This window comes from Klebsiella sp. OBRC7, assembly GCF_000293135.1.
Classification (GTDB): Bacteria; Pseudomonadota; Gammaproteobacteria; order Enterobacterales; family Enterobacteriaceae; genus Klebsiella; species Klebsiella michiganensis.
On sequence record NZ_ALNJ01000156.1, the window covers coordinates 1 to 13209 of the forward strand.

Below are 13209 nucleotides of genomic sequence, written 5' to 3' on the forward strand. Positions count from 1 at the left end.
AAAACACTATCAATAAGTTGGAGTCATTACCGGCAAATCGCAGAAAAGGGATAAAGCTGTCATGTCGCGTGAGCGTGCCGTCAAAATCAAATACAGAGAGCATACGGGGTTGTATGACGTTCATCGTTATTATATCTCGTTATTAGTCAGGTAACTTCTGCCGTAAGCAGACCAGCACTATACCATTAAGATGCTCATTGCAGCCATTCAGCCAAAAATGAGGGGTGCTACTTATTAGACTCCGGTCCCCCCCCCGTGAGCATGCTAACATTTAACCCCATACTCAAAATGCGTAAGACAGGATTTCGATACATCTCCGTCAGTAATACCATGAACCTTACCACCACCGTTATCAGCAACCACACGACCTATATTCTGCATAAAATTCTGGTGTATATCACGGCTATCCAGTTCTCCCAGGGTATGGACGTGTTGCTGGTTACGTAGCACCACACCGATGTTGTCCATCGCACCTTTTAAAAAGTTACTTTTCTCTGATTGCTGTTGCTGTGAGCCGGGTAATGACTTTCCCTGTACGCACTCTGGGTCAGATCTTCTATAACCCATAACTTTGAGTTGTAAATCAGGTCCCCGGTGTATAGCCTGTGACGGAAAAAATAAATAACTGGAGCGACTATATGGATATTAAAGAATTCCCGCCCGGTGTCATCGAGCATCTCGGATGGTATGTATACCGCCTTATTGACCCAAGATACGGCAATACGTTCTATGTCGGAAAGGGAAAAGATAATCGTGTTTTTGCGCATATGCGCGGAGAGGTGGCCGCTGCTGATGACGATGAGCTACTGAGTAACAAGCTCAGACAGTTGCGTGAAATCCGCATGGCGGGCCTTGAGGTTATCCATATCATTCATCGACATGGTCTGCCTGATGAGAAAACCGCTTACGAGGTGGAGGCTGCCCTTATCGATGCCTATCCGGGTCTGACTAACATCATGAATGGCGCTGGTAGTAATGAATATGGCTCTGCCCACATTAAAGAATTAATCGCAACGTACCAACCAGAAACCGTTGCTTTCGAACATAAGACGCTGATGATTTCCGTTAACCGGAGTTCAAAGGATATTGATCTCTATGATGCCGTGCGTTTTAGTTGGCGTGTCAATGTCGAGCGGGCCAGTAAGGCAGAAGTCATACTGGCAACGGTCAGGGGGATCGTAAAAGGCGTATATGTGGCAGATAAGTGGCTAAAGTCGACCCGCGAGAATTTCCCGGAAATGGCAGCATGGGATATCGATGATGAGTTTGAAGCAACGCAAAATGCTCGGTATGGATTCAGGGGTACGCAGGCACCGGTTGATATAGCAAAAATCTATCTTGGCAAGAGGATCCCTGACGAACTCCGAAAAAAAGGATCAATGTCACCTGTCAGATATTCCCCTGACTTTGATTCGTGAATCTGCATATCGGCACTGTATTGCCGGTCTGTCTGACGTTCACCAGCCCGGCATTTACAGTGACAATTAGTAGCCGTCAGTTTTCACAAGAAGTGATGATTTGTCTTCATAGGCATACCGATCTAACTCTGCCCGTCCAACCTTTACGTCTGGGTTGTCAGGCGTAATTACAAGGCCTCCCTGGGCTGCATGAATATGAAGAAGTACATCGCCACCGGATGCTTTTAGGTGGAGTGCAGGGACACCATGATTGATTTCTAGCAACACACCTAAGCAATGTTGTCCGGCTTCGTCCACCAGCTCGACAGAAGTCTGGTTATCAAGATGGAAGATGGCCGTGTAGGTTTTTCTGTCCGCTTCATGGCAAACAGGTTCACCTTCGGGAATACGCCAATCCGTCATTCGTTTAAGAACAGGAGCACCGGCAGATTCTTTCCGGGCGGCTACGATCAGCAGCGTTTGCAGGGTTTCTCGTTCTGACTGTACGATCGCCGCGTCCGGGAGATTAATCTGTTCCTCATCTGACCAGGCCTCAACATGATAGTTTGACCAGACGTTACGCTCAGTTGAAGGCAGACGCTCATCAGGTTCGATGTGAAGACAAGGGGTGCACTCAATCTCTGACAGGTACGCCTTAGTGACATCGCCGTCCGTGATTCCGTTCACCCGTCCACCACAGTAATCGGCAACCACGCGGCCTATATCCTGCATAAAGTTCTGGTGAGCTTCACGACTATCCAGCTCCCCCAGCAGCACAGGATTGACAAGCAGACCGGTTACAATCTCGGCTAATTCATTGGGTAAAATTTGTTTTGTCATACAGCCTCCGGCTTAAATATCGCATTGATACCATCTTATTAGCGGGAGGAGTATTCCCGCTGTTAAATCATCAGATGACTTTCAGATAACCTTTCATCACTCGGTATTCATCCGGAGTTACAGGCTTAAGGACTGCATTTTTGATAGCAGAACCAGAGCTGAAATGAACACCGCCATCGGCATCCTTTTCTCCGCCACAGCGATAGTTAAGCAATATGGCATCATAGCGTTGATCAGCGTTTACGTTAGCCGGACAACGTAGAATGAATGACACAGGATATTCAAGCTCACCATTGAACTCAGTAAAAGAACAGAAGTAATAGCGCATATTCTCTGTAAATGCTGTTCGCTCAGCCTCAAGGAACTCGTAGTTTCCGGTCCAGCGAATAAAGTCACGGGATACGACACAAGCAGCGCCACCATAGCCATCGGTACGCCTGAAGTTATCGGATGTGTGAGATATCTGAAATTCTAAAAGTTCATTTCTCTCGAAGGCAATAAGTGATGCCTGAGCAAAAAGCGCTGCATGTTCTGAATTGAAATTACCGCAATCACTATGAACAAGGAAACCTTCCGAACATATTTCACCATCAAATGACCAGTCGCAGTCTTCAATAACTTCTTCGACAGTTCTGTCCGGATGATTCAGCACACAGTGACGCACAATACGCTCCATTTCAGACAGTCCTTCAGTGTTCGTAGAGGAGGTGAGCTTAGCAATGAAGTTATCGTCAGGCTCAAATAGCTCATTCATCGCTTCCAGTAAAACAGCGCTCTGAACGGGGGTGGCATTAATAACAAATGCAGAAAGAGAATAATAGTCTGCCATTTTAATCTCCATGTAATATTTAAGTAAAAAGAGGCAAGGAAGTTTTGATGTGCTCATCATAACAAATAGAAATAGCTCATCAAGAGGGTATTTTTAAAAGCGTCAAAAACATAGTTCAGGAACAATTTATCTGATTACTTATAGGTTGTCGCCACTAAAAACACAAACAATATTAAGATGAGAGAAAATTAAATGTAAGATAAAATGAGTTTATCCGTCCTGGTTGCTGAATGGAATTAGCGATCACATTGAAATGTAATACTCAATGGCAATGCTGAAACGCACAAATTGTATTCCCATAAAGAAATTGAGCTAAGAACATAATCAATTTCATCAAGCAACTCATGTAACGAGTTGCACCAGATATAGTCACTTCGATATTTAGTAATCCAGAATCTTGACCACCATGTTCTGAGCATCATGAAAATATCACTATCACGTAGACACTGACCATGGATCTCATCGTGCCAGTCCCTGAGCCATTGTTTGTGCTCCCCAGGACGGCAGAAATTGAGACGCTGGCTTGATATGGCCTTAGCGGTATGAAATGAGATTTCTTTTGATTGCGAATGGCTGGTGGTCTTGCGCTGGTCCCGCAGTTCCATAATCCTTTCACGGTGATCGCGGCGCTGTGTTACCCGGTTCTGTAAGCCTGGAAACATCGCTACGGCCACAGACCATGAGAGCGGCAGGGTGAAGGTTTCTCCACGGGTATCAATCAGGAGATCGATAGCACGGATGTAATCCATTTTTGTAGCCACACCACGAACTGACGGGTCATAAGAAGCATCGACCTGACGTACATCACTCGATGAAATTTGAGCCTTACCAGTTAATGCTCTGAAAAAAGCTTTTGCATAGGCCAGCTCCCCCAGATTCCTGCCCATGGATCGACGGCGCTCCACGTAAGCAATAGAAGCCATTGCACAGTGTTGATAAAAGCCAAGAGGAACAAGTTCTGTACCTGCCATGAAATTAAACCCTCATTTAAAAGCTGGTGTAGTTGACATGATTATCCTACCAGGTTTTATTTGTTAGGTAAGGGGTGTTTTGAATAGTGAAATCACAGGAAGAAAAAAACCAGGATAAACACTGAATGTCTATGAAATGGTACAGGGAATTAAAAACTATCCATTTGAAAATTTCAGTGTTAAGATGATTTCGTGAATCTTATCATTGAGTTAAGGCGGATAACATGAAATATAAAGTCAGAAGGGGTAAAAATGGTTTCGTGAATTACTATGAGATAACCACCTTTTCACGTATTTTGAATATTTTAGCATCTGGCATATTTTACATATTCGACGTTTTATTTCACTACATACTGATGATGCCCTTTATAATTTCCTGGTATTTAATTTATATCATTTACTTTAGTGATGCCGGGTTATCCAGCCTGATGGAAAATATGAAAGATGGAGTAGGGATGTGTCTGGTTTTAAATCTACCAACAGCATGTTTATATGTAGCATATAAAACATGGAGAGATTACAAAAGCGATACAATTACGTCACCTTAAAACTAACCCCGGCAATTTCATCACGTTCAAATAAATACCACAAATAGACAATGGAAGCCCTGCAAGATGTTAAGGCTTCCCCTGCAGAATTACCTGATGATGTTTTCAATTAAAGAAGAAATATAGTCTCTGTCAGCATGGCAACCCATTAGTGTTACAGGATCGAAAACGAGATTGTCTGAATCAACATAACGGAGACGTAGGTAAACTTCCTTTCGCAATTCATTCTTCCTGTTTTCCATCAGGACCGGAGAATAATCCCTTGGAGCCATTAGCATTATACATAATGCAGCGACAATACCTATTGTCATATAAAAGTAAAACGAACTTTCAAATAAATCCACAGCTGTCTTTGACAACTCAAATCCAGTGAGCATGAAAATTCCATATGCACCATAAGTGAGAATGTTCAATGCGATGAATCCCACAACCAGGTACATTAACAGCTCATGCATTCTCGATAAATCCGGTTCAGCTGTTTTGCCCTGAGGAGGTGCAAAAATAACCGATCGTACCGTCTGATTTGTTTCGCTACCAGAGTAACCACCACCACCCAGAACTACGCCGGACTGAGATAGTCCACCGCCTAAAAGTGTGCCGGATTTTTGTGTAGTTGTCGTCTCTCGCAGATATAGACCACTAATGGATACTCCCTCAGTGGGGCCGTAGCTGACCTTAATAATTTTCATAAAATCATCCGTTTGTTCAGGTGACAACCATCTTAGCAACAGCAGTTCCCGGTGTGTTTCTACACAGAGCGGAAAAGTGCATTTAACCAAAAATTTTTTATGAGCCTGAAAACTGAACATAAAAATGGCGAGCCTAAATGAACACAACTTGATAGCTAAATGGTATTCTTCTTGAAAATCGGCAAAGGATTCAACTAACCAGGGGTGGTTTGTTGAATGTGGAGCATTCGCCCCTTTGCCGGTTTTACTCTTCCTGCCTGAAGCCGACACCTCTGAATCTGCAGGCTTTCTTATTAAATCATAACCATTTCCTCAAAAACGACAGAGCTGCTGAATTTCTGTTCAATTCCATGATTAATGCGTGACATTGTCACTTAATAGATTCGATTTGATTAGAATCATGCCGTGATGGTTACAAGTGAAATAGATAGGTTGCTATCGTTAAATTTATACTTTGCTTGTGTATTAATGAAAAGGTGTTTCATTAATATCATCGAGCTTAGATCGGAGACATAAATTCAGATTTGAAGGATTTTGGAGATCGGATATCGGCTTGACTGAAATTTGCCCATATTTTAACACTTCGAATAATTATGTTTATTCCAAGTGTTAAAAAACGGTAAAAACAAGGAGGGCGATTTTGTGCATCTAACTATGGGGGCAAAAAGTAACTTTTTCGTCTAAATTCAGCCAGGTTGCGCTACATGAAATCTGAGAAAAAATGAAGGGGTGAGTGCGTCAGATTTTACGTAGCGCACGAAGCCTAAAGTGAACATTTCCTGAGCAAAAATCATCAGTCATGGTTTGAGAAGAAATTCAGGGGGGAGCAAAAGGGCCGAAGCCCTTTATCTGTTCAGCCGTTAACTTCTGGTTTTGGTGGGGAGTTGGGGAAGGGGGCCAGCCGGTGCAACCCAGGAGGCCCAGCCATTCTTACCATATCGCTCATTATAGTAACTTTCTTTGATCGCCTTCCGCGCCAGATATGAAGCGGATTCCATACCAAACACCTCAATAGGAAACAATTCATGGCCCCCTGTATCTGTCAGGCAAAAATCAGGGAATACATCATTATTTGAGGCGTCATATCGAAGGGGTTTGATAAACGATCTTTCCTGTTTATGTAGATAATTAAGCATGGTCAGTTCATAGCTTGAATCAGCCGGGATCCAGTTATCATCAACCGTCATCAGGGCTAACTGGAGGGTTTTGAGATAGTACGCATCTTTCCCTTTAAATTGCCCCAAATCCCCTATAGCAATACAGATGACGTTGCCTCCATCCCTCCAGTTTGCTATTTCAGTGGGGAATCTCTTCTCCAGAAGAGTCCAGTCTTCTGTATTCATGAGCACGACCGGAACACCAGAAAAATACTTAAGCGGAAGACGTTTTGATTCATTGGAATGCTTTTCAGGATTATATTTTGACAGTGCATTCACGCAAATGAGACGTTCTTTGTTAATCAGAACCTCTTCTGTCATTTTTATATTCCTGGCTACCTGGGGAGTCGATGGATATGCCCCAACCAGTAAATGAGAGGACAGTGGATGTGAGGCCACTTTTATTTTTTCCGCTGAACTGGTTAGAAGGTTGAATACCTTTGCTGGATTACGTTTCCCGGCCATTTTTGGATACCAGCGATTCAGGCCGCTGTCATCCCAAAGGAACTGGAGTAAACCTAACAGTGACATACTATTTTGCGAGACCCCACCGGGGGTATTCCTGTTATCTGGTGGCACGATCGACGTTGATTGCGAGTCAGATGAGGCTAATGCCACGTCGAGCCTGATACCATAGCCACCATCTTTAAGGTCTTTGACCACGCCTTGTGTGTAGCATTTTAACCCTGAATTATCTTTATCCAGAGTGAAGAAAATACAATCAGGAGAATGCTGGCTACCTGTATTCGGATACCGTGCCAGAAAATACGTATCGCCGCCTGTATGATATTTTACGGCAAGAAATTTTGGGCCTTTTCCCTTACAGGAACAGCTTACCTTCGCGTCTACAGAAGCGTGCGCACGAGATAAAACGGCATACCAGCTCTTTTTAAATTCCTCTTTGGTCTGGAAGTCTCTTGAATACCTTTTACTGTCCACTCCATAAGATACAATCACATCACTTACAGTAGACATAAGCCCCCCCTTTTCCTGAGCTGACATACTTTTTTATTCGCTTTCGGCATTAATTTTCATATGGATTGACACAATAGCATGTAATTAATAAAGTAACCTATACTTCGAAAGTAACCTTTCAAATTCATTGTAATTTTTCCCGTTCAACTCACAATGAATGATTATCACCCAGAGACAGTAAATGATTAATATCCCGATGACCAGATTTACCATTGTCCCTTTGTCTGTATTTATTTTATCTGTGCCGATGCTTTCCTGTGCTGAAACCATTTCAGGGAAAGTTGTGCGAGTTATTGATGGCGATACTGTCCAGGTTTATGACGGCGCTACAAATACCAGAGTGCGGCTCTATGGGATTGATGCCCCGGAGAGTAAGCAGGCCTTCGGCCAGAAGGCAAAGCAAGCCATGACACAGCTGGCAGCAAACAAGGTTGTCGTTATTGAGGACCACGGGCAGGACGTGTATGGCCGTATGCTGGGTACCCTCTATCTGAATAACCAGGATCTTAATGCCGTTATGGTCGCAGAAGGCATGGCATGGGCATATCGTTATCAGGGGCGGCTTACGGTTCCTCAGTATGGTTCTCTTGAGCAAAATGCACGTAACGCAGGTAAAGGGTTATGGTCTGACCCACACGCGGTAGAGCCACGCCAGTGGCGTAAAGCAAATAATTAAGCACTGAGTGACATTTCATCCTTTAAGGCATCGAACCGGCGGCCATTTAAAAAGTAACTTTTATTTTGTCGCTGTCATTCAGAAATTACAGAAAAACCGAGGTTTTTTATGGTCCAGATTCTCAATACAACGGGTTTGAATTATCACGTAGAGCAAACCATCGCGAATGCCGAAGAGCGCATTATCCTGATAAGCCCTTACCTGAAACTCAGCGCCAGAATTAAGGAGCTTATTGAAGATAAAAACCGTATGAAGGTAGATATTCGTATCATCTACGGTAAATCTGAACTCAACCCAAAAGACCATGAATGGCTGGTCAGTTTGCCCTACGTTCGACTGAGTTTCTGCCAGAACCTTCACGCTAAATTTTATGCTAATGAAAGCCAGAGCCTGATATGCAGCCTTAATCTGTATGATTTTAGCCAAATCAATAACCATGAACTGGGGGTGTTAATTGTTAAAGATGAAGACCGGGAAGCATTCAATGCTTCTATTACAGAGGCCCAGCGTTTAATCCGGATCAGCACTGAAAACATTCCATCCCCAGCATCATTGCAAACCGCTGACTCTGATTCGAAAAAAAATCAGGAACAGAAAAAAGATGTTTCGAAATCATCCACAAAAAGTGACGATAAAACTCACGTATCTACTGATGATAAAACCACTGATTTGGATGACAGCGCAGGCAAAGACGATGAAGCTAATGCCGAGCCTGCAAATAAATTAACCACCACAAATTTATCAAAACAGCACAAGATGGGGTTATCCGACATGTATACGAAGCTGATCACAGCGGGATACCTCAAAGATAATGATGGTAAGTATGAATTGACACCGTTAGGGGTATCTATTGGCGGTGAAAGTAAACTTAATCGTTACAGAAAAAATGGAGAGAAATATTTCATGTGGCCTTCTGACATCTCAATCTAATCTGGCCTGCCGATAAAATAGTTGGGTGGTTTTGATAACAAAGCCACTCTTGATTGAATCATTGCTTCAATGCTCCTACCCAGTCATCATTCTCTTAACGATACCCGCCAGAAAGTTACTTTTCTTCAACGACAGCAATGTTATGGTCAAAATCCCGCGCTCGCTCTATATGAATATGTGCCTTTAAAACAGGGTATTGACGAAGCGATCTAATATGTCATCCTTTAAAAAAAGGGGACAATATGACTTCCCACGAACTGAAAGAAACGAATCTTGTAGAAAGCGTTGTGTCTGAGCGGGACATGGCAATGAATCTCTTTATTAATGGATTAACTGCCATATCCGAAGCGGAAAAACTGATGGGCATCTCCCTTATTGATCAGCTCAGAATTGCATATGTTCGCTTTAACCCAGCCCATTTAGATAACCAGATAGAGAGGGCGAGAGTTTTGATTGACAGAGAATCATGGAAGAAACTCATAGACCGAACATCATTAAATATTTACTGGAATGCACCTCAACTGAAATCATTTATTGACGAATTGATAACAGAACCGCCCATTATGACGATTCAGGCAGCAAGAGAGAAAGTCTCTCATACGGTTAATAATCGGGCAGACATACTCTGCGAGGGCCTGGTTTCATGCCTGGGTAATCTGAGCCATGATTTTAAAAAGAACGCCCGAAGCTTTGTTATCAATGAAAATATGGTCATAAAAAACGGGTTCAAGAAGGATGTGCACTACCTTGACGAAACGGATCGAGACCTGAACAGCCTCAATGACCTTTACAGGATTTCCCGGTACATAGAAGGGCTATCCTACAGCCAGCAGGATGTTATCGTTCCTAAGCTTTTTGCTCTTCGAGAGAAGAATGATTATCAAAAAGTTGACTATATCGACACGGATTTAAATATTAAATTTATTGTGTATGGAAACGGAAACATCCATATGCGGTTTATGGATAGAAAGGTCCTGGATGGGCTTAATGATGTGCTTGCATCATACCAGAGAAACAACCTGCCTGACGTGAAGTAAATGCCCCGGCACTGGGTGCCGGAGCTTTAAACTACTGCTGAATACCTTCGACAGAGATAATAAGCTCAACGTCCTGCGAGGCCGGTCCAAGGTCGGTGGTGATATTAAAGTCTTTAAGGTGGATATTGCCGGTTGCTTCAAAACCTGCGCGTTTACCACCCCACGGATCATCGCCTTTTCCAATGAGTTTCGCATCCAGCGTTACCGGGTGCATTACACCATTCAATGTAAGGTCGCCGGTGATATCGAGGCCTTCACCATTCTTTTTAACTTCTTTGGAAACAAAGGTGGCTTCCGGGAATTTTGTAGCATTCAGGAAAGAGGCTGAACGAATGTGCTTATCACGTTCAGCATGGTTAGTGTCGACGCTACCCATTGCAATTTTGACACTGACTTTGTCCGACGCCGGGTTAGCTTCATCGTAAGTGAATGTACCGTCAAAGTCTTTGAAAGTACCATATAACCAGCTATAGCCCAGGTGTTTAATCTTAAAATTGATAAAGGCGTGTTATTTAGTTCATTGATTCATCCGTAAAGCTCATCTATATATACTTACGTCAATCTGGTTTACATAAACTTAATATTCACTCTTCCATTTCGATTTTTCAGGTTTCGGCTGTTGTGTTGTTTACCACCCAACCTGTTTGTACATCCAAATGTTAATTGATTTAAGCTCAAACCTGACTATTCAGTCGCATAGCGGACCATGGCCTAAAAAAGTGATTAAGAATTAGCCAGTACAAAATTCTATAATCAGAATTATTCCCTTAACCCAACCATTAATGAATCTCACTCTGTCATTAAAAATATCGACTTACAAATAAATCGTTCTAGGAATCAGTCCATTTAATGTGCGCATACATAATACTTTATAAAGAAAGCTTGCCGAATTATGTGTACTTAATATATTGTATGTCCAGCACCGAAGAGACACAAACAATCAAAATACGAGGTCATAATGAGCGAGACACTACAGGTTCTAAACAATATTCGTACACTTCGCGCTCAGACACGGGAAGTGGCTTTAGAGGCGCTCGAAGATATTCTTGAAAAATTAACGGTAATCGTTAGTGAGCGTCGTGAAGAAGAAAAAGCAAATGAAGAAGCAAACCGGGTGCATTTAGAAAAACTCAGTCAATATCGTGAAATGCTGATTGCTGATGGTATTGATCCGAGTGAACTAATGTCTACAACCGGTATCGTAAAAGAACGGAAGCAGCGTAAATCTCGTCCTGCGAAATATGTGTACACCGACGATACCGGTGTGGAGAAAACCTGGACAGGCCAGGGACGTACACCGGGTCCAATTCAGGCCCAGCTCAATACAGGCAAATCACTTGAAGATTTCCTAATCGAAAAGTAAATTTCGAATCGATATGAAGCCACCATTCTAAGGTGGCTTTTTTCTTTTACTCAATAGCTGTTTAACACGTCTTGATGTTTTCAACCCACTGCGCTTGTCAAAGTACCTCAAAGACCGTAGTACGAACTTCTGACCCATTACATCTCTTCCTTCACCGCTGTACTGGATGATCTGGTATTAACGACTGAAGTACGCCAGTGACCTCTCTTGTGGTATTCTTCTTTCCCCAGTAGCTGCACTAGCACGGAGATTTCTTTGACTGTTCTACCTACCAAACGCCCAGATACAGAACTGGCTCACTTTTCATGGTGTATCCTTATCGCTGTTGCGCTTGCTCGCAGGGAAGGAAAGATACAGTCTTCGCTACAAACCCATATGTTTATTATGCAATGGTTGTCTACTGCACAGAAACGTAAACTGTTTCCCAGATCATTAGCACAGGATATTATCTGGTTACAGGAACAGGGTAAGCATAAGGGCCCGTCTGCACGCCTGTATAATAAGGTTGAATATTTATGGCTGGCGAGTTCAGGTGAGTTAACCAAACAGAGTACCTTATTCAGGTTCACCTGCATGATAGACACACTTCGAACTATGGGATGGCAGGATTATCTGCTCTCGGATACAGACTGGCAGAATGGCTGGACATCTGGCCCCGGGAAACCTTCTATCTATACGCAGAAATCAACGCTTAAAGATTTTTTTACTCAATCTGGAATGCTCATCCAGCCCCTTAGCATACGCTTGTCCGGATGTACTGACGGTATATATCCCTTGCTAGAGCAGTGTAGGCTTAGTTACGAGTCTCAACCTGCAACCGAAGGGTTTTCCGTTCTGCAGTTAAATGCTGATACGAAATGATGAGCATGTTATCTTCTTCAGTCAGAAAGCACAGACGCACTAAGGTTGAATGAATAACTGGCTGAATACCAATTCGCCTGAGAACGAGAACCCGTTAAATGAAAAATGATATGATAGTTCCATATATCGATCCTTTTATAGAGTACAAAGGGTTAATAACTATCTGTTTGGTTGTTTTCCTGGTTTTCTTGCTTTGGTTAACACTAAGGCATCTTGCAACCTATTATGTCGCCATTAAAATACAGACAGCCCATAAGAAAGGACTCGCTAATGATGACCATCCTGAGGTCACCCAATGGCTCAAAAACAAGAGTATTACGTTCTTCTGCTTGCATCTTGCAGCACTGGTCGTCATATCATACAGCGCAATTCGTTTTTACTTGCAGAACTATCCGTAACCACGATTGTCATAGCATTTACTACAGAACATGCAGACTACAGGGCTATCAATAAGGATGTTTTCTGGCCGACTCAAGATCTCGACACATCAATAAGTTAGTGGAGTCTTAAAATGAAAGTGAAAGAGTTAATCGCCATGCTGAATGAAAGAGACCCTGAGGCAATAGTTCTGATTTCCGGCTATGAAACAATAGGAGGCACGGAAGTCGCAGAAGCAGATGTTCTCGTTGAAATGCAGTCTATATGCTTAGACAAGGCTGATAATCTGACAGGAAATCGTAAAGTTGTTCCTTCTGGTGGTGAAGTTTCTGTTTGGTTAGGCTGGAAAGACGATTACCGTACAAACATGTTTTTAGAAGATGCCCAAATTCCTGATAAAGACGAATGACGTTCAGTGAAGCACCAAAGGCAGATTGTCAGTTCGTGGAACTTGAACACCCACAAAAATAATCCCCTTAATAATCAATAACTTAGTGCGCATAATCATTGTTATGTTAAATGCGAACTGTATATATATGGGTCTTCCCCGATCATGGT

12 protein-coding genes and 1 pseudogene are annotated in these 13209 nt (G+C 42.8%); 7 read left to right on the top strand and 6 right to left on the bottom strand.

Annotated elements, in window-relative coordinates; translation table 11 throughout:
* The first annotated feature begins 638 nt into the window (after positions 1 to 638).
* A complete protein-coding gene (locus tag HMPREF1144_RS30505) occupies positions 639 to 1418 on the top strand; it encodes an LEM-3-like GIY-YIG domain-containing protein (protein ID WP_042928825.1) in 780 nt (259 codons plus the stop codon).
* Positions 1419 to 1484: 66 nt separating this feature from the next.
* Here the strand turns inward: HMPREF1144_RS30505 and HMPREF1144_RS30510 are convergent, their stop codons facing one another.
* From HMPREF1144_RS30510 to HMPREF1144_RS30535, 5 genes are all read right to left on the bottom strand, one after another.
* The gene (locus HMPREF1144_RS30510; RefSeq protein ID WP_009655013.1) at positions 1485 to 2237 is read right to left on the bottom strand and encodes a hypothetical protein; all 753 of its coding nucleotides are present in this window, start codon (positions 2235 to 2237) and stop codon (positions 1485 to 1487) included.
* A 70-nt stretch (positions 2238 to 2307) separates the two neighbouring features.
* The gene (locus HMPREF1144_RS30515; protein ID WP_009655017.1) at positions 2308 to 3066 is read right to left on the bottom strand and encodes a hypothetical protein; all 759 of its coding nucleotides are present in this window, start codon (positions 3064 to 3066) and stop codon (positions 2308 to 2310) included.
* A gap of 236 nt (positions 3067 to 3302) precedes the next feature.
* On the bottom strand, positions 3303 to 4037 hold the full coding sequence (locus HMPREF1144_RS30520) for a plasmid SOS inhibition protein A (RefSeq protein WP_042928827.1): 735 nt from the start codon (positions 4035 to 4037) through the stop codon (positions 3303 to 3305).
* A 637-nt stretch (positions 4038 to 4674) separates the two neighbouring features.
* Positions 4675 to 5544, bottom strand: coding sequence for a hypothetical protein (locus tag HMPREF1144_RS30530; protein WP_009655015.1), 870 nt, complete (start codon positions 5542 to 5544; stop codon positions 4675 to 4677).
* A gap of 590 nt (positions 5545 to 6134) precedes the next feature.
* Positions 6135 to 7406 (bottom strand): DUF1173 family protein, encoded by a 1272-nt coding sequence (locus HMPREF1144_RS30535; RefSeq protein ID WP_009655010.1) that lies wholly within the window; start codon positions 7404 to 7406, stop codon positions 6135 to 6137.
* 181 nt (positions 7407 to 7587) lie between these two features.
* Between HMPREF1144_RS30535 and HMPREF1144_RS30540 the strand changes: the two genes are divergently transcribed.
* From HMPREF1144_RS30540 to HMPREF1144_RS30550, 3 genes are all read left to right on the top strand, one after another.
* Positions 7588 to 8082, top strand: a complete 495-nt coding sequence (locus HMPREF1144_RS30540; RefSeq protein ID WP_009655004.1) for a thermonuclease family protein — start codon at positions 7588 to 7590, stop codon at positions 8080 to 8082.
* A gap of 108 nt (positions 8083 to 8190) precedes the next feature.
* Entirely contained in the window at positions 8191 to 9012 is an 822-nt protein-coding gene (locus tag HMPREF1144_RS30545; protein ID WP_009655014.1) for a phospholipase D family protein, read from the top strand.
* Between the two features lie 242 nt (positions 9013 to 9254).
* Positions 9255 to 10049: a DUF4942 domain-containing protein gene (locus tag HMPREF1144_RS30550; protein WP_009655016.1), complete on the top strand. Its 795-nt coding sequence runs from the start codon at positions 9255 to 9257 to the stop codon at positions 10047 to 10049.
* A gap of 31 nt (positions 10050 to 10080) precedes the next feature.
* Here HMPREF1144_RS30550 and HMPREF1144_RS30555 read toward each other — a convergent pair.
* Positions 10081 to 10557, bottom strand: a pseudogene (locus HMPREF1144_RS30555) (YceI family protein); the annotation flags it as partial.
* 450 nt (positions 10558 to 11007) lie between these two features.
* Here HMPREF1144_RS30555 and HMPREF1144_RS30560 point away from each other — a divergent pair.
* From HMPREF1144_RS30560 to HMPREF1144_RS30575, 3 genes are all read left to right on the top strand, one after another.
* A complete protein-coding gene (locus HMPREF1144_RS30560) occupies positions 11008 to 11412 on the top strand; it encodes an H-NS family nucleoid-associated regulatory protein (RefSeq protein ID WP_042928831.1) in 405 nt (134 codons plus the stop codon).
* A gap of 255 nt (positions 11413 to 11667) precedes the next feature.
* Positions 11668 to 12273 (top strand): DUF2913 family protein, encoded by a 606-nt coding sequence (locus HMPREF1144_RS30565; RefSeq protein WP_042928834.1) that lies wholly within the window; start codon positions 11668 to 11670, stop codon positions 12271 to 12273.
* A gap of 511 nt (positions 12274 to 12784) precedes the next feature.
* The gene (locus tag HMPREF1144_RS30575; protein ID WP_009655011.1) at positions 12785 to 13060 is read left to right on the top strand and encodes a hypothetical protein; all 276 of its coding nucleotides are present in this window, start codon (positions 12785 to 12787) and stop codon (positions 13058 to 13060) included.
* Positions 13061 to 13209 lie beyond the last annotated feature (149 nt).

Coding starts and splice junctions, on each gene's coding strand:
- HMPREF1144_RS30505 (WP_042928825.1), top strand. CDS start 639: ATGGATATTAAAGAATTCCCGCCCGGTGTCATCGAGCATCTCGGATGG.
- HMPREF1144_RS30510 (WP_009655013.1), bottom strand. CDS start 2,237: ATGACAAAACAAATTTTACCCAATGAATTAGCCGAGATTGTAACCGGT.
- HMPREF1144_RS30515 (WP_009655017.1), bottom strand. CDS start 3,066: ATGGCAGACTATTATTCTCTTTCTGCATTTGTTATTAATGCCACCCCC.
- HMPREF1144_RS30520 (WP_042928827.1), bottom strand. CDS start 4,037: ATGGCAGGTACAGAACTTGTTCCTCTTGGCTTTTATCAACACTGTGCA.
- HMPREF1144_RS30535 (WP_009655010.1), bottom strand. CDS start 7,406: ATGTCTACTGTAAGTGATGTGATTGTATCTTATGGAGTGGACAGTAAA.
- HMPREF1144_RS30540 (WP_009655004.1), top strand. CDS start 7,588: ATGATTAATATCCCGATGACCAGATTTACCATTGTCCCTTTGTCTGTA.
- HMPREF1144_RS30545 (WP_009655014.1), top strand. CDS start 8,191: ATGGTCCAGATTCTCAATACAACGGGTTTGAATTATCACGTAGAGCAA.
- HMPREF1144_RS30550 (WP_009655016.1), top strand. CDS start 9,255: ATGACTTCCCACGAACTGAAAGAAACGAATCTTGTAGAAAGCGTTGTG.
- HMPREF1144_RS30560 (WP_042928831.1), top strand. CDS start 11,008: ATGAGCGAGACACTACAGGTTCTAAACAATATTCGTACACTTCGCGCT.
- HMPREF1144_RS30575 (WP_009655011.1), top strand. CDS start 12,785: ATGAAAGTGAAAGAGTTAATCGCCATGCTGAATGAAAGAGACCCTGAG.